The sequence below is a fragment of the Staphylococcus sp. MZ3 genome, from assembly GCF_018622755.1.
In the GTDB taxonomy this organism is placed as follows: Bacteria; Bacillota; Bacilli; order Staphylococcales; family Staphylococcaceae; genus Staphylococcus; species Staphylococcus aureus.
On the sequence record NZ_CP076026.1, the window covers coordinates 2,335,316 to 2,358,877 of the forward strand.

Below are 23,562 nucleotides of genomic sequence, written 5' to 3' on the forward strand. Positions count from 1 at the left end.
TATATTGATTTACTCCTGTTTGTCTTTCTCAAATCAATTGTCAACATCTAATATTCACTACCAATTATATCGCCACATGTTTTTTAGCAGTAACAAAACATAAATCGATTATATCAAATAATACTTTTATTAAAACATTTTTTTATGCTAAATTAGGATATTTTATCCATTAAATATACATTTTCATCCAAATACCAAAGCTTTCATAATCATAGAAACTTGATCGTTCGTGTCGAATTTTTATGCATTTTTTGATTAAAAGTCCTATATTATGCACAAAATATACATTTAGAATTTTCAGTAATATTACAAATTTGTAACAGACTTATTTTCGAAACATTCAGTTTTCACAAAGAATGCCGTAGTTATAAGTTTTGCAAAATGCAAATTTCTATACTTTTAAAATTCTATTGTGTCAAGATATTAGCAAAAAATTACAAAACGTTAACAAAGCACACAAGGACGCTAATTTCTGTTATAGTCTTTCTTGTCGTTTAATTACGAGAGATAACTTATAACATTAATTTTGTCACACGGACATTACGAAAATATTTTAGATTTAAAATTTTTAGGAGGATATTTTTAAAATGAAGAAAATCGCTACAGCTACTATCGCAACTGCAGGATTCGCTACAATCGCAATTGCATCAGGAAATCAAGCTCATGCTTCTGAGCAAGATAACTACGGTTATAATCCAAACGACCCAACATCATATAGCTATACTTACACTATTGATGCACAAGGTAACTACCATTACACATGGAAAGGTAACTGGCATCCAAGTCAATTAAACCAAGATAATGGCTACTACAGCTATTACTACTACAATGGCTACAATAACTACAACAATTACAACAATGGTTATAGCTACAATAATTACAGCCGTTACAACAACTACTCAAATAATAATCAATCATATAACTACAATAACTATAATAGTTACAACACAAACAGCTACCGTACTGGTGGTTTAGGTGCAAGCTACAGCACTTCAAGCAACAATGTTCAAGTAACTACAACTATGGCTCCATCATCAAATGGCCGTTCAATCTCAAGTGGTTATACTTCAGGACGTAACTTATACACTTCTGGTCAATGTACATACTACGTATTTGATCGTGTAGGTGGTAAAATCGGTTCAACTTGGGGCAATGCAAGTAACTGGGCTAACGCAGCTGCAAGAGCTGGTTACACAGTGAACAATACACCAAAAGCTGGTGCAATTATGCAAACAACTCAAGGTGCATACGGTCACGTTGCATACGTTGAAAGTGTTAACAGCAATGGTTCAGTAAGAGTTTCAGAAATGAACTATGGTTATGGCCCAGGTGTTGTAACTTCACGTACAATCTCAGCTAGCCAAGCTGCTGGTTATAACTTCATTCACTAATTAGTGATGGCTATGTTTTACGCCAACAAGGTTTCAAGAGCCTTGTTGGCTTTTTTAATTTCTATGAAAAAAATCGAATTGGTAAAAATATCAAAATTTCGATTTTCACCAATCCGATTCACTCTGTAATAAAGAATAAACAACATACAGCCATTGACACACCCAAATTTAGGCATGTCAAATCGGCTATACATTGATAAATTTTTAGTTAAAGTACTTACAAATATACTTGCCTTCAAATTCTCAATTAATTTAGTCATTACAAATCATGACATAAAACTTACATTACATATATCAACATGTTCCGCTACAAAACATATTCAGTATATGTATAGAGGATATTTATTCTAAGTTAAAACCTTTTCAAATTATAACCGCTACAATTATAAATGATTAAAGTGTTTCAACATATTATATATATTCCACGCTCACATTAAGTTAAACGTGAATTCGATGACTTTTTAATACCTATCCCTGTAAAACCATGGATAATTGCTATAATTGCGCATAAATAACATGGTACTGTCCACATGAAAAATTCTCCAACAGAGACATGAAGTTGATTCGTATAGTAAATACCTGATGTTCCCCATGGTATTAAAGGTAAGACCATCGTACTTGAGTCTTCAAGTGTTCTTGATAAAACGGAACGAGAGACTTGGTATTTTTCGAACAAATCTTTCATTAACACACCGACCATAATAATTACAATCGAAGCAACACCTGCAGCGAATACAAGCGCAATACAACAAATAACAGTAATACATATTAAACTTCCTACAGAATGGATGCCTTTAGAAATAGTAGTTAATAAGACTTCTAAACATCCTGCTTTTTCTACAATACCTGCAAATGCATATCCGCAAAATATCGTTACTAATATTTGGGTCATACTCATCATACCACCCTGTTCTAACAAGCTTTTCACACTGGATGAAATATGAGACTGATGTATCATTGAGTCGTTAAAACCACTAAATGTTGCTTTGAAACCATCTGTCATTTTGAAATGATGATTAAAAGTCCCCACTATAATGGCAGAAAAGCTTGATATTACCATAGCTGGCACTGTAGCCATTTTAAATAGCAAACAAACAATGATCACAATTAAGGGAACCCAGACCCATATGTTAATTTGATAAATCTGTGCAAGCTCTGATAACAAAGTTTGAATCTGTTTATCATTTGAATGCCCTTTAAATTGAAATCCAGCAATAAACCATACTAATAAACCTATGATTGATGCAGGTATCGTCGTCCACATCATCGAATGTATATGTTTAAATATATTAACTTTAGTAACAAGTGCCGCTAAATTAGTTGTATCTGATAATGGTGACATTTTATCGCCAAACACAGCCCCTGCTATAATAGCACCCGCTGCCATCCCTGGAGGAATCCCCAATTGATTACCAATAGAAATAAGTGCAATCCCTGCAGTTGATGCAGAGCCCCATGCTGTACCAGTTGCTACAGATGTAACAGCACTTATAAAAAAGGCTGATATTAAAAAATAGCTTGGATTCAATAAATCTAAGCCATAATAAATCAAGGCTGGCACTGTGCCAGAAAACATCCAACTGCCTACTATAATTCCTACCGCTAGTATAATTAAAATTGCAGGCATTGCAGTATTTAAACGTTCTGCAATGCCTTTTTCTAAATCTTGCCATGTTAAGCCTACACGTTTTGCAATCCATGTGGCATATGCTGAGGCAATAATTAATAATACTTGAATTGGAATATCAAAAAACACAAAGCCTGTTACAACAACAATAACCATTACAATCATTGTCGAAATTGATTCTAAAAAGGTTGGTTTTCTTTTCATCATCTATCGTCCCCTTCGCTTATTGATGAGAAACCTCTTTTCTTCAATTTATTGCTTTTGCATAATGCTATATCCTTTTCTATCTTCAAGCCATCATTTATTTTAAATATTTTTCTAAATCAAGCTTATCTAAACCAATTTCTTCAACTGTTAAGCCTTCCTCAAAGAAGTCTCTCTCTAAAATGGTTGATGCAATTACAATTACTGCATCTATATTTGGTGTCGGTACATCAATAACACGACCTAAGCTTGACCATAGTACTAAACCATATGCAATATCTTCAGTTAAATATCTGCTTTCTACATGATTTGGTCCTGGAATTTGTGAAAATACTGGGCTTGTATTAAATAAACGATTTAATGGTTCATCTTCTTTATCACGTTCTAAATAACCACGTTCAATACGTGATTCTTTAGCTGTTGATAATTCAAAACCTAATCTACGGCCTAAATTCAAACGTTCTAATTCGATTGCATGAAGTAATCTAACTGTATGTTTAGTAATTCCTTCTTTATATAAAGCGAACTCGCCAGCATAATCAATGCGACCGACATTCAATAATGTTGGTCCTGGATGCACTTCAGGATTACCATTTTCAAGATTTGTTTTAATTAAGCTTTCCTCTTTTACTAAATGATCATAAATACTTGAAACTTTGTCATAACAATCATTTAGACAGCTTCTATCATATGTTGAAAAGAAGATACGACGTACATTTAGAGATAAATCAACTGCTGCATTTTCAAAATCGACACGCGTACCATACGTCAACGTATTAGCTTCCGCTAGTTGTGGTTTTGTTTCAATATGTCTATCTTCTAAAACATTCATAAAACGAATTGACCCCATTGCTGCAGCCATGTTGAAGAATATCAACTGATTATCAGTTACATGCTCTGCCATTACATCAGCATAATACTCTATGTATGAAGATGGAATAATCACTTGAACAATTTCAGCATCTTTTAAAACATATTCCATATCATCACTAATATCAGTGAATTTTACGAAACGTTCATCACCTTCATTATTAAAATCAAATCCGCCCTTTTCGATTGCGTTTTGAAACTTACTTATAGATTGATTACGACAATATAATTTAACATCGTGGCCTTTGCTCACCATATCTACTGCTGCCGTAACTGCGCCATTTCCTGATCCTACAATTGCTATTTTCATAAACAACCCTCTTTCTATCTTTGGTTAAAATTAAAAACAAATTATACGTAAGACAATATAAAAATGATGCGAATTCATTACGCATCATTATAAATGTTAAGTATATATAACCTTAAATTAACCTATTTAAACGCCGACGTCCACCAATTATTTTTATTTTTAATAATTGTTTAATAAACATGTTTATTTTTGATTATATTTTGTTATAGTTAAAGATAATATTACAATTTTCAAAGGAGTGTCTAATATGACAACTGAAATGAACGACGTAACAAATCATCAACCGAATCGCAAATCCAATGATGAGAACATTATGGCGATGCTTATCTATTTATTAAGTTTATTCACATCTATTATTGGTCCACTGATAATATGGTTATTGAAAAAAGATGAATCGAAACTAGTTGATCGTGCTGGAAAAAATTATCTTAACTATACGATTTCTTATATTATTTGGTCTATCGTTTTAGTCGTTATCACTTTAATAGGCGTTTTCCTAATTGCTACAGATATTGATTTCATTATTATTATAGGTTTCATCATTACGTTTATCGGTATTTTATCCATATTCGCTTTCTCAATATTATCTTTTGTATTCACAATTATTGCGTGTGTCAAATATTATAATGGTCAAGAATATGTAATACCTTTAACAATTCGATTTATTTAAACATATTACAAATAAATATTTCCTATTAATTATCTGTTAATCTCATTGTAACTTTGACTAATTTTTATTACAAAATTAGTCAAAGTTTTTTTATTCTTTTACAAATCAATAACATTCCCCACAAGAAGCATTAATTTTGTTAAAGTAACTATTGTCATCAATTCGAGATGTGAGAATAAAACAGTCGCTACGTTTTATTTATAAAAAAAGATATAGAACTTTGGAGGACTTTATTCATGAAAAAATTAGTAACAGCAACTACGTTAACAGCAGGAATCGGTACAGCATTAGTAGGTCAAGCACATCATGCAGATGCTGCTGAAAATTATACAAATTACAACAACTATAACTACAACACGACTCAAACTACAACGACTACAACAACTACGACAACTACATCATCAATTTCACATTCTGGTAACTTATACACTGCAGGACAATGTACTTGGTATGTATATGATAAAGTAGGCGGAGAAATCGGTTCTACTTGGGGAAATGCTAATAATTGGGCTGCTGCTGCACAAGGTGCTGGATTCACAGTAAATCATACACCTTCTAAAGGCGCTATCCTACAATCTTCTGAAGGACCATTTGGTCACGTTGCATATGTAGAAAGTGTAAACAGTGATGGTTCAGTTACAATTTCAGAAATGAATTATAGTGGCGGACCTTTCTCAGTAAGTTCTAGAACTATTTCTGCAAGTGAAGCAGGTAACTACAACTACATCCATATTTAATATAAACACGATGATACATATTGTCTTGAAACTTAATTCTAGTACATATGTCATCAACAAACTTTGAGCTTTCCTTTATAGGAGAAGCTCTTTTTTTGCTATTTTTCGTTGCCACCTACTTATTTATATTTCCTCCCATATTCATAATATTAATTTTTTCTAATACTATTAACTTTAAAACTACGTTATCTAATTTAATTGATCCAGTTTTTCCACATTACAATATTCATAGTTCTACAGTGCCTAAGTTATATCACCTCCATCAAAAGTACGCGCTTACATCATTGATACACAAGACATCATGACATAGTTGTATACTGTCTAATCTTCTACTATACTAAGATAAAAGGAGTGATCTTTTATGGAAAAAGTTTATGTTGCTGGTGCAATACCAGAAGTAGGTTTAAAACTTTTACAAGAACATTTTGAAGTTGAAATGTATGAAGGTAAAGGATTAGTCGATAAAGACACTTTAATTAAAGGTGTTAAAAACGCGACTGCCTTAATTAGTTTATTATCTACAAACGTTGATAAAGATGTTATCGATGCTGGTAAAGACTTAAAAATCATTGCCAACTATGGCGCTGGTTTTAATAATATTGATATCGAGTATGCCCGAGAAAAAAGTATAGATGTTACAAACACACCTAAAGCATCAACAAACGCGACTGCTGATTTAACAATTGGATTAGTACTTGCAGTAGCGCGTCGTATTGTTGAAGGGGACCAATTATCACGTACAACTGGATTTGATGGATGGGCACCTTTATTTTTCAGAGGTAGAGAAGTATCTGGGAAAACAATCGGCATTATCGGTTTAGGTGAAATTGGTAGTGCAGTAGCTCGTCGTGCAAGAGCATTTGACATGGATGTGCTATACACTGGACCTAATCGCAAAGAAGAAAAAGAACGAGAAATCGGTGCAAAATATGTAGATTTAGATACACTATTAAAGAATGCAGATTTTATCACTATCAACGCTGCTTATAATCCTAAAATGCATCATTTAATTGATACAGAACAATTTAAAATGATGAAATCTACGGCGTATTTAATCAATGCCTCTCGTGGTCCAATCGTGCACGAACAAGCACTAGTGCAAGCATTGAAAGATAATGAAATTGAAGGTGCTGCACTTGATGTATATGAATTTGAACCAGATATTACCGATGACTTAAAATCACTTAATAATGTAGTATTAACACCGCATATTGGTAATGCTACATTTGAAGCACGTGACATGATGTCTAAAATTGTTGCTAATGCTGCAATTAGTGCCGTTCAAGGTGAGAAACCACAATTTGTCGTTAACTAATAATTGAATTTATTATAATAACATTATAAAAACAAGAACCCCCATATGTTGAGCTCTCGTTTCAACATACGGGGGTTTTCATATTGTTGTATTATTTCTCTTTCGATTTATATAAGAATTTAGTTTGTCCAGCTGCTAATGCATTTGGCATCATTTTCATAATACGATTTCTAACTGCAACAACTAAACGACTACGATATTGGGCAATTTTACCGATTTTTCTAGAACGCTTAATTACTTTTGCAGTATGTTTGACACGTATTTTATCATAACGCTGTAATGCTTTTTCAAAGTCGTATGTGTTAAAACAATTTACTAATACGATAGCATCTTCCATTGCTTGTCCAGCACCTTGCCCCATATTAGGCGTTGTCGCATGTGCTGCATCTCCTATTAAAATAGTACGACCATAAACAAAAGATTTGAGTGGTTTCAAATCATAAATATTATGCAATAAGATACCTGTTTCACTTTGTTTGTCTAAGATCTCTCTAACTGCATTTGGATAGTGATTAAAGTATGCTTGCAAATGAGGTTTACCAAACGAACTATATTTATGATTGTTTTCCTTCGAGTTAATTGTAATGAACCAATATGCTTGATTATTTAATAACGGAACAATACCTACTCTTCCTTTTCTTCCCCAGTATTCTTTTGCACAATCCGGATGCTTTAAATCAATATCATCAATTAAACCTCTAAAGCATGTATACCCTTGATATAATACTTTACTGTCAGCATTTACAGATTGTCTCACTTTAGAATGAATTCCATCAGCACCAATACATAAATCAAATGCTTCACTTTCTTGTTCCGCGAAATGTATGGTAACTTTATCTGTCTCATTATCTATATGCGTGACTTCATGATTTGTAAATATTGCGTCATCTTTTACATAAGATTTAATAATGTCAATTAATGTTTGGCGTGGTAACGTCACATTCAATGTATTACTTTTTAATTTAACAGTAGTTAACAGGCGATCTTTGTCATCTAACACTGTCATTGTAGATAAGATTTGCCCAGCATTTTTAATACCTTTAGCTAAGTCATGATTACCTAGTTTTTTAAGCACATTATCTCCGATACCAATCCCAGCGCCAATTTCTTTAACTGACTCATTTTTTTCAAAGACTTTAATAGTATGACCTTGTTCTTGTAATAATGCAGCAGCTGTTAATCCACCGATGCCTGCACCTATAATTGCTATCTTCATATTGTCACCTCTATATTTTTCATTCTTTTCTATTTTATCACATGCACTATTGTTTAAAAATGACTCTTGGAACTAACGTTTCATTTTTAAAGACTTAAGTGTATTATCTGCATCATCGTAAATTACCTGCACATTTAGACAGCAATATTCATTTACATCATGTACATTTGTAACAATGATGTGGGATATAGCATATTTGATGCTATATAGCGTTTTTTGTTAGGTTAAAATCCATTTAACTAACACACTCAGAATGCGCTAAAGGAGCTCGAAACAATAAATTGTTCCAGCTCCTTTAAGCACCGATGTCTTATTTATAATATGTTTGTCTAATATCATCTTTCTTTATACCAAACTGCTTATAGGATTTATCCATTAATTTGGCAATTTTATCTGCCCAGCGAATGTCACTCGCATATTGATGTTGCGCAGGATTTTCTGGATTCCATCGCATTTGATATAAATTCAGTTGATTGTTTTCAAAATATTCATTACGAATGAACTTTGCACCACCAATAATCGCCTTATCTGGTGATGTCCATTGTTCCTTTTCAGCATAACTTTTCCCACTACGAACAGCACTACTATCGAATGCTCCTATACCAAAAAAGTTGTAATAGCGTTTTTTTCCATCTTTAATGCCTTTTGCTAATTCTGATTTGCCGTTACCTGTTTCTACTAATGCATGGCTAACAAGATAAATGACATTAACCTCATATTTTTCTTGAGCTTCTAGAAAAACTTTCCCTCGATTTTCTAAAATCCCCTTACCTTTTAGCAATTGGTTAACTTCAGATTCCGACATTGGCACTTTTTCTGTGATATCCATATACTTCATATCATTGTCTTTATGTGAAATAGTCATTGCTTTAGCAATTTCATTATTATTTGCTTCAACAAATTTACCATCCTCTTCTTTTGTCTGTACAATACCTTTCCCTTGTTGCATTGAAACAGCCTCATCAAAAGAGTAATTCACATCATTTTTAAACAATTTAGTTTCATTCACGATGAGTAATACAGCAAAAACAACTAAAATAACTATCAATAGTAGCGTTGAAATGCGTAACTTGAAATTCTTCTTCATATAGACAAAACCTCATTTTTCTTACTTAGACAATAAAAAATATGCCACTACAATCGCTAATATTACGATTAAAAAAGAAGCGTTAACGATTACTTTCATCGTTGTTCTATCTCTGAACATCATATTAAAGACAACTAGACTAATTGATAATGAAACAGCAAAAAAAGTAATAGCTAACACTAATTTCATCATAAATAGACAGACTAAACCTATGACTAATAATGTATTAGAAATTACAGCTGACGTTTTTAACATTCTCGAATTAATATGCACTCACCCTTTTTATTTAAATAACTTACATAATCATAATAATACATGATGTTTCATAGGCCTGTCGATGATTGATTCACAATAGCACGTGATTTTTTTGTTTTTCAATATTATTCATTTATTCCATCAAAAACACCCTTTTTAATTTTTACAAAAATTAAAAAAGTGCTCCTACACTGCTTGCATGTAGAAACACTTTTTCATTGTAATGTTATTCTTCTCGAGACATACCTTTTAGCATATTAAGCATGTATGTTAAACTACGGTTCATGTCGTCATCTTTCAATACGCCCAATAGACTTCTTATAGTTGTCTTAGCATTTGGACTCGCTTGATTGGCAACGTGTAATCCTTTATTAACTTTATTTAGGAAGTCGCTTAAATCTGATACATTGAGTTCACCTAATAAAAATACCATTGAAGCCATATTAGATAATAGCCCTGTATAAATATCTTTATTAAGTTCAACTGCAAATTTATTTATGATGACTTGACGTCCTCGAATTGCACCATTTAAAGCATCTAATAGTTTTGCATCATCTAATGTTTTAATAAGCTTGATTGCTTTTAATATACTATCTTTATTCGCTGCAATTGCCTCTGTAACTTCATTTAAACTTTCTAACTTAATTTGTTCTTCTGATTTTTCTAAGCGTCTAATTTTAGAAGATATTCTCTCAGCCATTATTTATCCACCTGATTTCCCGGGAAAACATAATCTGAACGTTCCCATTTTTTCTGTACTTGAACACTGTACTGCGGATGACGTTTTTTATTGACACGGAAATTATTAGGATTCAACGGTGACTTACCACGTTTCGTAATTACCTCCAAACGACAGCTAGTACGTTTATAAGATGGTGTATCCGTGTATTGATCAACATCACTATTAGTTAATAAGTTAATTGCACCTAGATCTCCATTTTCCATCGCATCATTATTTAATGGAATATAGATTTCTTTACCTTTAACACGATCTGTCACGTGAACTTGTAATACCGCTTCTCCTGTTTCAGAAATCAGCTTAACTTCTGCACCTTCATGAATGCCTCTATCTTCAGCAAGCTCTGGAGAAATTTCAACAAATGCACGTGGCACTTTGTATTTAATCATTGGTGTTTGATAAGTCATATTACCTTCATGGAAGTGCTCTAACAATCGACCATTGTTTACATGAATATCATAAATTTCATCTTGCTTAAAGTAATTATCAAATGATAATGGGAATAATTTTGCTTTACCATTATCAAAATTGAATCCTTCTAAGTATAGAATAGGCTCATCAGTACCATCAGGTTGTACTGGCCATTGTAAACTATTGAATCCTTCTAAACGATCATAACTTACCCCAGCATATAGAGGTGTTAAGCGTGCTACTTCATCCATAATTTCACTAGGATGCTTGTAATTCCAATCAAATCCTAATCTATTAGCAATTGCTTGGAAAATTTTCCAGTCAGGTTTTGAATCACCAAGAGGTTCTAATGCTTGGTATAAACGTTGAATACGACGTTCGGTATTTGTAAAAGTACCGTCTTTTTCAAGTGAAGGACTTGCTGGCAATACAACATCTGCGTATGTTGCTGTGAATGTTAAAAATTCATCTTGGACTACCATGAAATCTAATTTTTCAAACGCAGCTTGTACAAAATTAATATTTGAATCCACAATACCCGTATCTTCACCATATAAGTACAATGAGTGTACTTCTCCGTCATGTATACCTTCTACCATTTCATGATTATCTTTACCAGCTTTTGGATTCAATTTAACGCCATATTCTTTTTCAAATTTAGCGCGAATATCATCCGCTTCAATACTTTGATAACCAGTAATCTTATCAGGCATACTTCCCATATCACTACATCCTTGAACATTATTATGTCCACGTAATGGATACGCACCAGTACCAGGACGACGATAATTACCTGTTACTAATAATAAGTTTGAAATCGCTGTACTTGAGTCACTACCAATGTCTTGTTGTGTAATACCCATTGCCCAACAAATTACAACAGATTCAGCTTTAGCACATTCTTCAGCAAATTTAATCAATTCTGATTCAGGAATACCTGTTGCTTCTTCAGCAAAAGCCATTGTAAATGTTTCTAATGATTTGTAATATTCATCAAAATCATCTACCCACTCATCGATAAATGCTTTATCGTGTAAATCATGATCAATAATATACTTAGTCACTGCGCTTAACCACGCTAAATCCGTACCTGGTTTCGGTTGATAAAAACGATCCGCACGTTCAGCCATTTCATGTTTTCTAATATCAAACACATGTATTTTTTGTCCAAATAATTTTTGAGCACGTTTCATGCGTGATGCAATAACTGGGTGTGCTTCGGCTGTATTGGTACCTATCAATACAGACATTGCCGCTTTTTCTAAATCTTCAATACTACCTGAGTCACCGCCGTGTCCAACCGTTCTAAATAAGCCTTTTGTTGCAGGTGCTTGGCAATATCTTGAACAGTTATCAACGTTATTTGTGCCAATAACTTGTCTTGCTAATTTTTGCATTAAATACGATTCTTCATTCGTCGCTTTAGAAGAAGAAATGAATGATAGTGCATCTGGGCCATACTTTTCTTTAATAGATGTAAAATTATCTGCAATGACATTTAAAGCTTCATCCCATTCTACTTCATGGAACTCACCATTTTTCCTTACTAGTGGTTTAGTTAATCGTTGATCTGAATTAATATGTCCCCATGAAAACTTACCTTTAACACAAGTCGCAATTTTATTTGCTGGAGAATCATGTGATGGTTGTACTTTTAAAATTTCTCTATCTTTAGTCCAAACTTCAAATGAACAACCCACACCACAATAAGTACACACTGTTTTAGTTTTCTTAATACGCTCTTTACGCATTTCTGCTTCTGAATCTGAGATTGCAAATAGTGGACCATAACCAGGTTCTGCTTTTTTAGTTAAATCAATCATTGCTGCTAATGAACCAGGTTCCGTATCAGTCATATAACCCGCATTACCTTCCATATTCACTTCCATCATGGCATTACATGGACATACCGTCGCACATTGACCACAAGATACGCATGAAGACTCATTAATCGGTACATCATTATCCCAAATAACACGTGGATGTTCACGATCCCAATCAATTCTAATAGTTTCATTCACTTCGATATCTTGACATGCTTCTACACAACGCCCACATAAGATACATTGATTTGGATCATAACGATAAAATGGACCATAATCCTTTTCATATGGCTTCTCTTTATATTCATACGTTTGATGCTGAAGCCCCCATGCATCCATCGTATTATGAATTTCACAATCACCATTATTATAATCACATACTGTACAATACAGCATATGCTTTTCTAAAATTCGATCAAGCGCTTCTTTTTGAGCATCTTTCACATCATTGTTCACAGTATTTACAGTCATTGGACGATCAATCACCGTACTACATGAACGTTCAATTTTACCGTCAATTTCAACAGTACATGTATCACATGTTTGAATTGGTCCCATCGACTCGTTATAACAAATTGAAGGTACAAAAGTATCTTGTGATTTAATAAATTCAAGTAAATTCGTACCAGGTTCTACAAGATAATCTTTTCCATCAAGTGTAACCACCAAATGTTCTTGCATATTACTCACCCCGTCTATATATATATTTTCCGTAAATGACTTTTAATAAATTGCCTAATTTCCACCTAAAATAACGATGCCCCACACATCTTTCAGATAGAATTAATTTAATTGTATTACTTTATGTACTAGTTGTTAAGTAAAATTTTGTATTTTGCCTTTTTACAATCATTTTTATTTGAAATATTTTGCGCGAAATTAAATCATCTTTTTGTTTAATTGAAAATAATTATCATTATTAGTTTTCCAATTATCTGTTTCACGCTTTTCAGTCATATCTTTCACAACCTTATTAATGACAATACTTAATAATCACCTCACCTAAAAATCGTTATACTATTTATAAATACCCTTTTCCTGAAAATTAATAACCCAAGTTTGATAAATATCTACTATCATTTAGAAGGTAATATTTATCTTTAAATTAAATTTGTAATGGATTAATTTATAAAAATCAAATCAGGCATTAAATAAAATAGCCCATAAATACAAAGTGTTATCACCTTCTATTTACGGGCTATTAGTTCTATTCGTTATTCTATTTACAGATCATTCTATCTAATTAATTTGTGTACAATTTTGATAACTTATTTTCCCTTAGTTTACTACTCTAGATTATCTTTTAATAACTTAGTACTTTCAGCTTTTGACTGCTCACTAGGAATGAAGTAGTACAATCCGTCACTTTGAATGCCGCCTTGACCACTCAATTGATGTTTATTAATCGTGTCATTAGCATCTTTATAATTGCTTCTAATCGTATTCAAATCACCTAATGTTAAATCTGTTTTAACATTATTTTGAATTTCATTCATTAGACTATTAAAATGTGTAATCGATGATGGACTTGCAATCTTATTAGCCATCGCTTCAAGTACAATTTGCTGACGTTGTTGTCGACCAAAGTCACCACCAGCACCTTCTTCTTTACGACTTCTAATAAACTTCAATGCTTGATCACCATTTACATGTGTCTGCTGTCCTTTTGTAAAACGAACACCATCAACAGTGAATGTATCATTACTTACTACATCAACACCGCCGATGCTATCTATCATATTATGCAAACCATCCATATCGATTGTCGCATAATGATCAATTGGCACATTCATTAATTTTTCAAGTGATTTAACAGCCATATTTGGTCCACCATATGCATAGGCATGTGCAATTTTTTCAGTAGTACCACGGCCAACAATTTCCGCTCTTGTATCACGCGGTATACTTACTATTTCAGTTTTCTTCGTTTTAGGGTTGATAGATAAAATCATAATACTATCACTACGCTCTCCGCCACCCTTTTTCTTACGATCAGCATCTGAATCGACACCAAATAAAGCGATTGTGAATGGATCACCATCGTTTAAACTCACTTTTTTATCTCTTAATTCTGAATGATTGCGATCTAACGGATTGTGTATCTTATTACCAGTAATAAAAATTTTAGCAGCTACATACACAACAGCTACAATCGCTAAGATTACTAAAATACCGAATACCCATAAAAATATTTTTTTCGGTAGGCTCATTTTACTTTTAGACGAACGTTTCAATCCCACCACTCCTTTACTATTCCTTACATACTTTGTCTGTTTTCTCTATTTATTATATAGTAAAATAATTTTTTTACTATACTTCTGTAGACGTATAACTATTTTTTATCATTTTTTATCTCTAGAGAATATCTATCTGTATTTTTGATAACCACCATTTGCATTTAAAATTTTAAGTACCGTTTCATGACATGCTTTATTACTTATAATAAAAGGTGCACCCTTTAAATGATCAATTGCCTTACCATCTAAAGTCGTCATTTTTAGATTCAATAGTTCTGCAAATAAAAACTGTGCAGCAATGTCCCAAGGTTTAGGATTTGTATTAATATGTGCCCCAAATTGACCTTTTGCCACTCGCATAGAATCTAATCCGCAAGCACCAACTAAACGATAACTAAATGAGGCGTCAAATAAATCTTGCACCGTATCTAGATTCATCACTTGTGCATTAAACGATATAATAGCGTCTTCCAATTTTAACGATGGTGGTTCTTCCATCTTAATTCCATTACAAAAAGCACCTTCTCCTCGTATTGCTTTATAAAGCTTTTTATGCGGATAATCATATACGTACGATAACATTGGTTTACCTTCATAAAAATACGCCAATATAATACAATAATCTTCTTGCTGTTTTACTAAATTGGCAGTTCCATCAATGGGATCCATAATCCATAAATGATTAATTTCATTCGTAATCATTGCATTACTTTTTTCTTCCGCTAATAGTTGGTGTTCCGGAAAATATGTTGCTAAAAATTGTTGAAATTGTTGTTGAATCTGTTTATCTACATTTGTAACTAAATCAAATCGATGACGCTTAGTTTCTGTAGTCATTTCCATAATTAATTGCGGAATAACATTGTCTATTTGTTTCAACCACGAACATATTAACTTATCTATTTGCTGTAATGTTTTATCTGTCATTTCGTCCACCACTTCTCATATCATTATCATTTTATTATTACCCTATATTAAAAGAATCAACAATACAACTGAAGACTTCTTCATTTTATGCATAAAAAAATCGGCTAGTCACGTGCTAGCCGACAAATAGAAAGGAAAGTAAGTAATAAATATTGAAGATGTTGTGATGTAACTTGAACGATTAAAAGCTATCTGTTATATAGCTCTACCCCTTTGTTTAATCGCTCCCCCTGTTACAAGTAATATCATAGCACAATCTTTTTTAAAATGTAAGCGTTTTCCACAAAATTTTTCCGATTTTTTTAAAAAGATATTGAAAATGTCCTCATTGTCACTCTTATGTTATACTTTGTGTAATATATCATCTTTTAGGAGGTGGCTGTCATGAATAAAGCTGAAAGGCAAAATTTAATAATTACTGCAATTCAACAAAATAAAAAAATGACCGCTTTAGAATTAGCTAAATATTGCAACGTATCCAAACGCACAATTTTAAGAGATATTGATGATTTAGAAAATCAAGGTGTTAAAATTTATGCACATTATGGGAAAAATGGTGGTTACCAAATACAACAAGCACAATCTAAAATTGCATTAAACTTATCTGAAACACAATTATCGGCCTTATTTTTAGTGCTTAATGAAAGTCAGTCGTACTCGACATTACCATATAAAAGCGAAATCAACGCAATTATAAAACAATGTTTAAGTCTTCCACAAACACGCTTAAGAAAATTGCTTAAACGCATGGACTTTTATATTAAATTTGATGACACACAACATATGACACTCCCAATGCTGTTTTCCGACATTTTAATTTATTGTACAGAACGAAATGTGATGTTAGTAGATCATAGGGTTGATGATAATATTAAAGCTGAAAACGTTATATTTATTGGCCTTTTGTGTAAACATGGACATTGGCATGCAGTCATTTATGACATTGCTCAAGACAAAACTGCCGAACTCGAAATTGAAAATATTATAGATATTTCGTATTCATTCGGTAAGACGATTCAAACCAGAGACATATCCATTGATAACTATCATCAATTTTTAAACCCCATCGATTCCTAAAAAACAGCAGTAAGATGATTTTCAATTAGAAAATATCTTGCTGCTGTTCTCTATTTATACAATACTTCGTATTGAATGGCTTCGCTTTCCTAGGGTGCCGTCTCAGCCTTGGTCTTCGACTGGCACTGCTCCCTCAGGAGTCTCGCCATTAATACTACGTATTAACATGTAATTTTACTTTGAAATACTTAAAAAAATAAAACACTTTGCCCAACTTACACTACCAATAGAAACTGCTGTTAGAATTCCTCAAAATGATATTTCGCGATATGTTAATGAAATTGTTAAAAAGATAGCTGATAGCGAATTCGATGAATTCAGACATCATCGTGGCGCAACATCCTATCATCTAAAAATGATGTTAAAAATCACCTCATATTCATATACTCAATCTGAATTTTCTGGCCGTAGAATAGAAAAATTACTTCATAACAGTATTCGAATGATGTGGTTAGCTCAAGATCAAACACCTTCTTATAAAACTATTAATCTTTTTAGAGTGAATCCTAATACTGATGCGCTAATTGAATCTTTATTTATTCAGTTTCATAATAAAATGCATATCAAAAAAGCTGATTTCTATCAAATAATTAATAGAAATCAGCTTTTTTCATTGCCTAAAAACTTAATGTCCCGACCTCTTTATCTACGCATAAATACTTATTACTGATATAACGAAAGAAACAAAATTATTTGCTATATGTAATGCAATTGTTGAACCTAGGTTTCTTCCAGATTTTAAATAAGTGAAAACTAATATGATGGATAGTATGAGATATGGACCAAACTCAAACGGCGACTTTGCATCAGTCACATGAATAAATGCAAATAAGAACACCGAAACAATACTCATAGCTATAAAATTAAACTTCTTACCTAATTCTCCAATTAAAATATGTCTAAATACGATTTCTTCAACTATTGGACCTACAATCACAATTAATAAGAATGCTACAGGTAAAAATGCAGGCACTTCAAACATTTTATTTAGCTCAAGTTCATTGGCTGTTTCACTATATTGCAAATGTTTAGGTAGAAACTGTGTCATATATTCATATGTATAAATTAAGATGAGAGCAATAATATACGTTATTGACAATCTAAGCCAATATTTTTTGATATACGCAAAACCAGCTCGAAGCCTTGATGGCATCACTTTTAAATGAAATAAATAAAATGCGCCAATCCCAATCGTATATGCTAAAGCTTGTGTGATAGTCGCTACAAATATCAGATTACTATCGATTTCATAATAACCAAACAAAATTGGTCCTATGTAAGCTGCAATTGTGAGTGCATAAAATATAACACCTATAATTGGAATTATAAGCAAATCTCTCCATGCTATATCTTTAAACGTGTATTTCTTTTTTTCATTTTCCACTGTTATATCCTTTCCTGTTTAATAATTGATTTTTGGAGGTACTTCTACATGATAAACGAAACTAAGTATATGAGACAACAAATTACTAATTTGATTCAAATCATTGATACGATTAAATATAATACTTTAATGACAGATTGGAACATTCAAACGCATATTTATAAATTTAACCAAATAGTCACTAATGAATTGAATAAGTTCAAAGGCTTTGAAACATCATATATAATAAACGAAAATCAAGTTTCCTATTATGAAATTATAACACTACTTAATAAACGTCCCCTCCGACAAGTCGACTATGGTAACAAAATTCAATATCTTAATTTTTATCATACAGAACTATCTAACGCATTATTTGCAATTAAATTTGCCCATTAACCTATTTTTCATAAAATGTCATTTAAACAAGTTATTTATTAAAATTCACTTTATTACATAAATTATACAATTAAAAAGTTTCTTCAAATTGTAAAGATGCATTAATCGAGTTATAATCATAATGATTAAGATGGTAGATTTAGTCTTATATAACTACATTTACTAAGATTTAAATAGATGAGTACATAATGTATAAATTGGGAATATACAGTATGACTTACGGTAATATATCAATATATTGATATATTATTTGCACATGGGAGTATGCTATTTTTTATCTATACATCTTAAAAAAATTTACAGTTTTACAATTCAATATCATTAAACAAACAACATATTCAGCTTATTTTTCATTCTCTTACGTTACAAGTTGTAAATACCATCGCGTTAAACAACAATAGCCAACGCTAATAAAATATATTGCGTTAAAGTGGAGTGATTAATATGTCAAACGTACTAACAGAAATAGATAGTCAATATCCATATATGACTAAAAATGAAAAAAAGATAGCTAAATTTATACTAAATTCACCTCAAAAGGTGATTAAAATGAGGTCTCAAGACTTAGCAAGCTTATTAGATATTAGTACATCATCAGTCATTCGATTCAGCAAGAAAATTACTGATGGCGGTTTTCACGACTTGAAAATAAATATATCTAAATATGTTCCTAAAGCATCATCAATTTACAATGTTGAATTAATGAATAACGAAAGCACAGAATCTTTAAGAACTAAACTCCATACACGTACTACACGCGCACTTAATCATGCAAATAACGAATTAAATGATAAAACTATTGATCAAATATGTCATTGTTTAAAACGTTCTGAGACGATTTTTATATATGGTTTTGGCGCATCTTTTGTAGTTGCTACCGACTTATACCAAAAGTTATCAAGAATAGGTCTTAATATTCAACTTGTTCAAGAAACACATATTTTTGCTACATTATTAGCAACTCACAATTCGAACGACAGTGTTATTCTTATTACTAACAATGGTACGCAAAGTGAAATGCAATCAATGGTTAAAGTTATTGATGACTACCATATACCTATAATTACAATTACTAGTACAAGGGATAATCCCGTAGCACAGGCATCAAATATTGTTTTAACTTATGGGAAAACTGATGAAAATGAGATGCATATGGGAGCAACAACTTCATTATTTGCTCAAATGTTCACTATTGATATTTTATATTATCGTTATGTTGCATTAAATTATCACGCATCATTAGATTTCATAACACAATCTAAAATGGCTTTAGATAACTATCGTAAACATTTATCAAATATTAACTTTAAACATTAACAGTCTTATATAAATTCTTTAATCATGTCATATAATAATTTATGCATCATTTTCAAAGCTTACATGTCTTTTATCTTGTATAACATACGCATATGACCAATGATTTGATAAGGCCATTCAATTTCTTATATTAAAAACAAACGCAGTTGATTAACGGATTCATTCCATATATCAATTGCGTTTGTTATTTTAATAATGCTATTTTTTATTTTAAAGCCCACAGTAAAAACTAACGATAATATTGCCACTTATAAGTTTTTCACACTACAACTTCGATTTAAGCTATATTTATAAAAAAATGCGCCTACTCATAACATTCTTTGGCTATTTAACTTTAATAAGCTAGGGCCAAGTTTGTCATAAGATAAGCGCACATTATAATCATACTATTTTGCTTTTACATTATTTTTATTATATCTAATAAAATAATAAATCGTTACAATCGTTAAGAAGATGACACCAATAAGCACTGATATTCTAGTTTCAACATTAAATACCATACCAACCAATACTAATATTAAGAATAAGATTGTTAAATAGTTAGTTACTGCGCCACCAGGCATTTTGAATGGGTGACCTTCCAATTCTTCAGGGTGTAATTTTCTAAAACGTAAATGACTGAATAAAATCATAAACCAAGGAATCATACCTGGTAAAATAGACGCACTATAAACGTATACGAAAATACTCTTCGCTCCATCGATATATAAAGGTAAAATTACGTTTAATAAAGCACCAATTAAAATACCAAGAGATACTGCTACAACAGTGTACAATGGTACACCATTTCTCATGATTTTAGTAAATATTTTCGGCATTTCACCTTTATGAGCAAGTGTATAAATCATACGACTCGCACTGAAAATACCTGAGTTACATCCTGACATTGCTGCAGTTAATACAACAAAGTTAATTAATCCAGCTGCAAATGTAATACCGATTTTAGCAAATGTTGCAACAAACGGACTTCCAATGTCTCCTAATTGATTCCAAGGATACACTGAAACAATAACAAAAATAGCGCCTAAATAGAAAATTAAAATTCTCCAGATAACACCATTCACTGCTTTAACGATATTTTTCTGAGGATCTTTAGTTTCACCTGCCGTAATACCTATCAGTTCCACACCTTGGTATGAACCAATTACAATTGATAATGCAAAGAAGAAACCAACAATACCATTTGGCATAAATCCGCCATTTGTCCATAGATTAGAAATACCTACCGCATGGCCACCATTTCCAAAACCAAAGAAAATAAGACCAAAACCAGCAATAATCATTAAAATAATTGTTACAACTTTAATTAAAGCAAACCAAAATTCAAATTCTCCAAACGCTTTTACCGAGAATAAATTCGCTGCCATTAATAATAAAATAGCAATAACACCAGGAATCCAAGTTGGCAATTCCGGGAACCAAAACTTCATATATTCTCCTACTGCGATGACCTCACTCATACCAACTACAATCCATTGGAATATATTACTCCATGCTGTCATATAACCTGCTGCAGGATGTATATAATCACTTGCAAATGTTGCAAATGATCCTGTTGTAGGGTTTAAATAAATCATTTCCCCCATTGCTCTCATGATTAAAAATAAAAAGATACCCGCAATTAAATATGCAAGGATAACTGATGGGCCTGTCCATTTAATTGTACTTGTCGCACCCATGAAAAGCCCCACGCCAATCGTACCACCAAGTGCAATCATTTGAATTTGACGGGCACTCAATCCCCTTTGTAGTTCATTGTTCTCCATAACTTCTTACCCCATCTCTGATTGATACTAAATAAATCCATAAAAAAACTTATTGCCGTAATTATACTATAAATTATCGATTTTGGTACATTAATATTTGCATACCATGCAATCGTTTACAGAACTACTATAGCAGGCTTTTGCAACTTTGCAAACAATTATTTTGTGATTTTTCTAAAAAATTAAAAAAGTTGCTCAAGTACCGTTGAGTCACATACAACTTCAGCTATTCTTGGTAATTATGATATAATTTTAATAATATTAAAAAGGAGTATATCAATGTTAAAACAAATACTGCTACGTGCTACAAAAATATCGGTACTCTTTGCTGTAGCATTTTTCATCATAAATTATATCGGTATGGAAAAACCTGACCTCCTATATTTAGTTGGAAGAACTATTATTGCAACACTTGCTTTCATACTCATTTGTCTTACAGTATTTACTATTATTAATTCTCCAGAGCGCAAGATTAAACTCGGTACGACTTTACCGATTGCATTAATTATTGGTATCATTTTCGGCGCCATATTTTTAACGGTACAAATCGGTGTCATCACTGGGTTAATCATCGGTGTGATTGCTACGTTTATTTGGGAATTGATTGAAAAAAATAAAGGAGGTCGTTCATCATGACAACAGCATTAATTGGTGTAATTGTATTAATCTTACTAATTATTAGCTTTGTGCCAAACTACCGTGCTATGAAATCAGCAAAAGAACAAGGAAGTAATGCAACAAGAGCTACAATTATGGTAGGCATAGATATTATCTTAATTGTACTTATCATCGTGACGTTATTATTAAAATATATGTAACTATTTAAACCACCCTATCTCATACATAAACATGAACGTTCTACCATTTCACATACATATGGTCGTCCATTTAATGAGGTAAGGTGGTTTTCTCGTTAAAGTTTACCTTGTAATAGTAAAAAATAGCCAATTGTTGCGAGTATTAAGTAAATCATTGAACCAACAACAAAAGATCTTACTTGCACGCGAAATGGTGTCTGTTTGTTAAATATAGGACCAATCACCAAATTTCCAACGCCTAAAATTACTGGACCAGCTAGAAAAAACAATATAATGTAACCCATCATGATACGCCTCCTATTTCGTAAAGAAACGCGCTACAATTTGATCGTAATCAATATCTTTTGCTACATAATCTACATTAGAAAAGTCCTGTGCGCTTGTCATTTTATTCGTATTAACAATAACATCTAATCCAGCTGCAATCGCGGCTGTTGCACCATTTACAGAATCTTCAATAGCCAAACATTGTGTCGGCATATAATTTAATTGTTGTACTGCAGATAAATATAATTCAGGGTCAGGTTTAACTTGTTCAACATCTTCTCTACCAACAACTACCTCTATATAATCGTCTAGACCTAATGCTTTAAAGGTGGGCATTATTTCCGCTTTCACACTACTTGTGGCAATTGCCATAGGAATGTGACGTTGCTTTAAAAATGCCATCAATGATTTAATCGTATCAATCATCGGTAATGTTGTACTAGTAAGATGATGTTCTTCATAAAGTTTATCTTTATTTTCCGAACCAATCGCTTTAATTAAATGGTCATGCAAATCTGTAGCTGCTCCTCCAATAGAAGAACGATAAAAATCAATGCTTATAGGATCGGCATTATGCATCTCTAAATGTTTATTAATAACATTAAATAAATGTTGTTCCGTATCTATTATTGTTCCATCGAAATCAAATATAACTGCTCTATACATATATTTACTCCTCTATTTTTTCTCTTTATCAAAGCTTAACATAGTCCGATGACCACTTCATTCTATTAGT

The 23,562-nt window shown here is 32.1% G+C and carries 23 protein-coding genes and 1 pseudogene; 10 read left to right on the forward strand and 14 right to left on the reverse strand.

The annotated features are described in order from the left end of the window. The first annotated feature begins 587 nt into the window (after positions 1–587). Positions 588–1,391: a CHAP domain-containing protein gene (locus KI230_RS11545; RefSeq protein ID WP_000717381.1), complete on the forward strand. Its 804-nt coding sequence runs from the start codon at positions 588–590 to the stop codon at positions 1,389–1,391. A gap of 17 nt (positions 1,392–1,408) precedes the next feature. On the opposite strand, the gene KI230_RS11550 is transcribed toward KI230_RS11545, so the two are convergent. The 3 genes from KI230_RS11550 to KI230_RS11560 all read right to left on the reverse strand — a co-directional run bounded on the left by KI230_RS11550 (position 1,409) and on the right by KI230_RS11560 (position 4,402). Beyond that, positions 1,409–1,651 carry a hypothetical protein gene (locus KI230_RS11550; protein ID WP_214958272.1) on the reverse strand — a complete coding sequence of 81 codons (243 nt, stop codon included), beginning with the start codon at positions 1,649–1,651 and terminating at the stop codon, positions 1,409–1,411. Positions 1,652–1,824: 173 nt separating this feature from the next. Further along, positions 1,825–3,225, reverse strand: coding sequence for a Na+/H+ antiporter NhaC (gene nhaC / locus KI230_RS11555; protein WP_072384909.1), 1,401 nt, complete (start codon positions 3,223–3,225; stop codon positions 1,825–1,827). Between the two features lie 94 nt (positions 3,226–3,319). Then, positions 3,320–4,402 carry an NAD/NADP-dependent octopine/nopaline dehydrogenase family protein gene (locus KI230_RS11560; protein WP_000684567.1) on the reverse strand — a complete coding sequence of 361 codons (1,083 nt, stop codon included), beginning with the start codon at positions 4,400–4,402 and terminating at the stop codon, positions 3,320–3,322. Positions 4,403–4,649: 247 nt separating this feature from the next. Between KI230_RS11560 and KI230_RS11565 the strand changes: the two genes are divergently transcribed. The 3 genes from KI230_RS11565 to KI230_RS11575 all read left to right on the forward strand — a co-directional run bounded on the left by KI230_RS11565 (position 4,650) and on the right by KI230_RS11575 (position 7,124). Next, positions 4,650–5,072 (forward strand): DUF4870 domain-containing protein, encoded by a 423-nt coding sequence (locus KI230_RS11565; RefSeq protein WP_000206109.1) that lies wholly within the window; start codon positions 4,650–4,652, stop codon positions 5,070–5,072. A gap of 236 nt (positions 5,073–5,308) precedes the next feature. Next, positions 5,309–5,809 carry a CHAP domain-containing protein gene (locus KI230_RS11570; RefSeq protein ID WP_000737705.1) on the forward strand — a complete coding sequence of 167 codons (501 nt, stop codon included), beginning with the start codon at positions 5,309–5,311 and terminating at the stop codon, positions 5,807–5,809. A gap of 361 nt (positions 5,810–6,170) precedes the next feature. Beyond that, positions 6,171–7,124: a 2-hydroxyacid dehydrogenase family protein gene (locus KI230_RS11575; protein WP_000417016.1), complete on the forward strand. Its 954-nt coding sequence runs from the start codon at positions 6,171–6,173 to the stop codon at positions 7,122–7,124. A 91-nt stretch (positions 7,125–7,215) separates the two neighbouring features. Here the strand turns inward: KI230_RS11575 and KI230_RS11580 are convergent, their stop codons facing one another. The 7 genes from KI230_RS11580 to KI230_RS11610 form a co-directional block, all read right to left on the reverse strand. Continuing rightward, entirely contained in the window at positions 7,216–8,340 is a 1,125-nt protein-coding gene (locus tag KI230_RS11580) for an FAD-dependent monooxygenase (protein ID WP_214958273.1), read from the reverse strand. 310 nt (positions 8,341–8,650) lie between these two features. After that, positions 8,651–9,427, reverse strand: a complete 777-nt coding sequence (locus KI230_RS11585) for an N-acetylglucosaminidase (protein ID WP_000739224.1) — start codon at positions 9,425–9,427, stop codon at positions 8,651–8,653. A 21-nt stretch (positions 9,428–9,448) separates the two neighbouring features. Beyond that, on the reverse strand, positions 9,449–9,682 hold the full coding sequence (locus KI230_RS11590) for a hypothetical protein (RefSeq protein WP_000921246.1): 234 nt from the start codon (positions 9,680–9,682) through the stop codon (positions 9,449–9,451). Positions 9,683–9,908: 226 nt separating this feature from the next. Further along, positions 9,909–10,382, reverse strand: a complete 474-nt coding sequence (locus tag KI230_RS11595; protein WP_000840811.1) for a helical membrane plugin domain-containing protein — start codon at positions 10,380–10,382, stop codon at positions 9,909–9,911. Continuing rightward, on the reverse strand, positions 10,382–13,336 hold the full coding sequence (gene fdhF / locus KI230_RS11600) for a formate dehydrogenase subunit alpha (protein ID WP_001155278.1): 2,955 nt from the start codon (positions 13,334–13,336) through the stop codon (positions 10,382–10,384). The genes KI230_RS11595 and fdhF overlap by 1 nt, the downstream gene beginning before the upstream one ends. A gap of 605 nt (positions 13,337–13,941) precedes the next feature. After that, positions 13,942–14,889: an LCP family glycopolymer transferase gene (locus KI230_RS11605; RefSeq protein WP_000831055.1), complete on the reverse strand. Its 948-nt coding sequence runs from the start codon at positions 14,887–14,889 to the stop codon at positions 13,942–13,944. Positions 14,890–15,021: 132 nt separating this feature from the next. Then, on the reverse strand, positions 15,022–15,819 hold the full coding sequence (locus tag KI230_RS11610; RefSeq protein WP_000130461.1) for an inositol monophosphatase family protein: 798 nt from the start codon (positions 15,817–15,819) through the stop codon (positions 15,022–15,024). A gap of 384 nt (positions 15,820–16,203) precedes the next feature. Between KI230_RS11610 and KI230_RS11615 the strand changes: the two genes are divergently transcribed. Together KI230_RS11615 and KI230_RS11620 are read left to right on the forward strand one after the other, a co-directional pair. Further along, positions 16,204–16,896 carry a helix-turn-helix transcriptional regulator gene (locus KI230_RS11615; RefSeq protein WP_001030125.1) on the forward strand — a complete coding sequence of 231 codons (693 nt, stop codon included), beginning with the start codon at positions 16,204–16,206 and terminating at the stop codon, positions 16,894–16,896. A 196-nt stretch (positions 16,897–17,092) separates the two neighbouring features. Further along, positions 17,093–17,452: pseudogene (locus KI230_RS11620) on the forward strand (transposase); the annotation flags it as partial. A 90-nt stretch (positions 17,453–17,542) separates the two neighbouring features. Here KI230_RS11620 and sdpB read toward each other — a convergent pair. After that, positions 17,543–18,280, reverse strand: coding sequence for a CPBP family intramembrane glutamic endopeptidase SdpB (gene sdpB / locus KI230_RS11625; protein ID WP_000426696.1), 738 nt, complete (start codon positions 18,278–18,280; stop codon positions 17,543–17,545). Between the two features lie 48 nt (positions 18,281–18,328). Between sdpB and KI230_RS11630 the strand changes: the two genes are divergently transcribed. Further along, entirely contained in the window at positions 18,329–18,658 is a 330-nt protein-coding gene (locus KI230_RS11630; RefSeq protein ID WP_000606726.1) for a hypothetical protein, read from the forward strand. 444 nt (positions 18,659–19,102) lie between these two features. Continuing rightward, on the forward strand, positions 19,103–19,975 hold the full coding sequence (gene rpiRc, locus KI230_RS11635) for a pentose phosphate pathway transcriptional regulator RpiRC (protein ID WP_000073195.1): 873 nt from the start codon (positions 19,103–19,105) through the stop codon (positions 19,973–19,975). A gap of 386 nt (positions 19,976–20,361) precedes the next feature. On the opposite strand, the gene KI230_RS11640 is transcribed toward rpiRc, so the two are convergent. Continuing rightward, complete coding sequence (locus KI230_RS11640; RefSeq protein WP_000429674.1) at positions 20,362–21,741, reverse strand: amino acid permease; 1,380 nt, start codon at positions 21,739–21,741, stop codon at positions 20,362–20,364. 279 nt (positions 21,742–22,020) lie between these two features. Between KI230_RS11640 and KI230_RS11645 the strand changes: the two genes are divergently transcribed. Both KI230_RS11645 and KI230_RS11650 read left to right on the forward strand, forming a co-directional pair. Continuing rightward, positions 22,021–22,377, forward strand: a complete 357-nt coding sequence (locus tag KI230_RS11645; RefSeq protein ID WP_045178365.1) for a hypothetical protein — start codon at positions 22,021–22,023, stop codon at positions 22,375–22,377. Beyond that, a complete protein-coding gene (locus KI230_RS11650; RefSeq protein ID WP_000205307.1) occupies positions 22,374–22,559 on the forward strand; it encodes a hypothetical protein in 186 nt (61 codons plus the stop codon). The genes KI230_RS11645 and KI230_RS11650 overlap by 4 nt, the downstream gene beginning before the upstream one ends. 95 nt (positions 22,560–22,654) lie before the next feature. On the opposite strand, the gene KI230_RS11655 is transcribed toward KI230_RS11650, so the two are convergent. Beyond that, positions 22,655–22,846 (reverse strand): hypothetical protein, encoded by a 192-nt coding sequence (locus tag KI230_RS11655; protein ID WP_000971980.1) that lies wholly within the window; start codon positions 22,844–22,846, stop codon positions 22,655–22,657. Positions 22,847–22,856: 10 nt separating this feature from the next. Beyond that, complete coding sequence (locus KI230_RS11660; RefSeq protein ID WP_000285450.1) at positions 22,857–23,492, reverse strand: HAD family hydrolase; 636 nt, start codon at positions 23,490–23,492, stop codon at positions 22,857–22,859. Between the last annotated feature and the right edge of the window lie 70 nt (positions 23,493–23,562).

What these genes read in the sequence shown, in the direction of transcription:
- KI230_RS11545 (WP_000717381.1), top strand. Translation starts at nt 588, where the DNA reads ATGAAGAAAATCGCTACAGCTACTATCGCAACTGCAGGATTCGCTACA.
- KI230_RS11550 (WP_214958272.1), bottom strand. Translation starts at nt 1,651, where the DNA reads ATGACTAAATTAATTGAGAATTTGAAGGCAAGTATATTTGTAAGTACT.
- nhaC (WP_072384909.1), bottom strand. Translation starts at nt 3,225, where the DNA reads ATGATGAAAAGAAAACCAACCTTTTTAGAATCAATTTCGACAATGATT.
- KI230_RS11560 (WP_000684567.1), bottom strand. Translation starts at nt 4,402, where the DNA reads ATGAAAATAGCAATTGTAGGATCAGGAAATGGCGCAGTTACGGCAGCA.
- KI230_RS11565 (WP_000206109.1), top strand. Translation starts at nt 4,650, where the DNA reads ATGACAACTGAAATGAACGACGTAACAAATCATCAACCGAATCGCAAA.
- KI230_RS11570 (WP_000737705.1), top strand. Translation starts at nt 5,309, where the DNA reads ATGAAAAAATTAGTAACAGCAACTACGTTAACAGCAGGAATCGGTACA.
- KI230_RS11575 (WP_000417016.1), top strand. Translation starts at nt 6,171, where the DNA reads ATGGAAAAAGTTTATGTTGCTGGTGCAATACCAGAAGTAGGTTTAAAA.
- KI230_RS11580 (WP_214958273.1), bottom strand. Translation starts at nt 8,340, where the DNA reads ATGAAGATAGCAATTATAGGTGCAGGCATCGGTGGATTAACAGCTGCT.
- KI230_RS11585 (WP_000739224.1), bottom strand. Translation starts at nt 9,427, where the DNA reads ATGAAGAAGAATTTCAAGTTACGCATTTCAACGCTACTATTGATAGTT.
- KI230_RS11590 (WP_000921246.1), bottom strand. Translation starts at nt 9,682, where the DNA reads ATGTTAAAAACGTCAGCTGTAATTTCTAATACATTATTAGTCATAGGT.
- KI230_RS11595 (WP_000840811.1), bottom strand. Translation starts at nt 10,382, where the DNA reads ATGGCTGAGAGAATATCTTCTAAAATTAGACGCTTAGAAAAATCAGAA.
- fdhF (WP_001155278.1), bottom strand. Translation starts at nt 13,336, where the DNA reads ATGCAAGAACATTTGGTGGTTACACTTGATGGAAAAGATTATCTTGTA.
- KI230_RS11610 (WP_000130461.1), bottom strand. Translation starts at nt 15,819, where the DNA reads ATGACAGATAAAACATTACAGCAAATAGATAAGTTAATATGTTCGTGG.
- KI230_RS11615 (WP_001030125.1), top strand. Translation starts at nt 16,204, where the DNA reads ATGAATAAAGCTGAAAGGCAAAATTTAATAATTACTGCAATTCAACAA.
- KI230_RS11630 (WP_000606726.1), top strand. Translation starts at nt 18,329, where the DNA reads ATGATAAACGAAACTAAGTATATGAGACAACAAATTACTAATTTGATT.
- rpiRc (WP_000073195.1), top strand. Translation starts at nt 19,103, where the DNA reads ATGTCAAACGTACTAACAGAAATAGATAGTCAATATCCATATATGACT.
- KI230_RS11640 (WP_000429674.1), bottom strand. Translation starts at nt 21,741, where the DNA reads ATGGAGAACAATGAACTACAAAGGGGATTGAGTGCCCGTCAAATTCAA.
- KI230_RS11645 (WP_045178365.1), top strand. Translation starts at nt 22,021, where the DNA reads ATGTTAAAACAAATACTGCTACGTGCTACAAAAATATCGGTACTCTTT.
- KI230_RS11650 (WP_000205307.1), top strand. Translation starts at nt 22,374, where the DNA reads ATGACAACAGCATTAATTGGTGTAATTGTATTAATCTTACTAATTATT.
- KI230_RS11655 (WP_000971980.1), bottom strand. Translation starts at nt 22,846, where the DNA reads ATGATGGGTTACATTATATTGTTTTTTCTAGCTGGTCCAGTAATTTTA.
- KI230_RS11660 (WP_000285450.1), bottom strand. Translation starts at nt 23,492, where the DNA reads ATGTATAGAGCAGTTATATTTGATTTCGATGGAACAATAATAGATACG.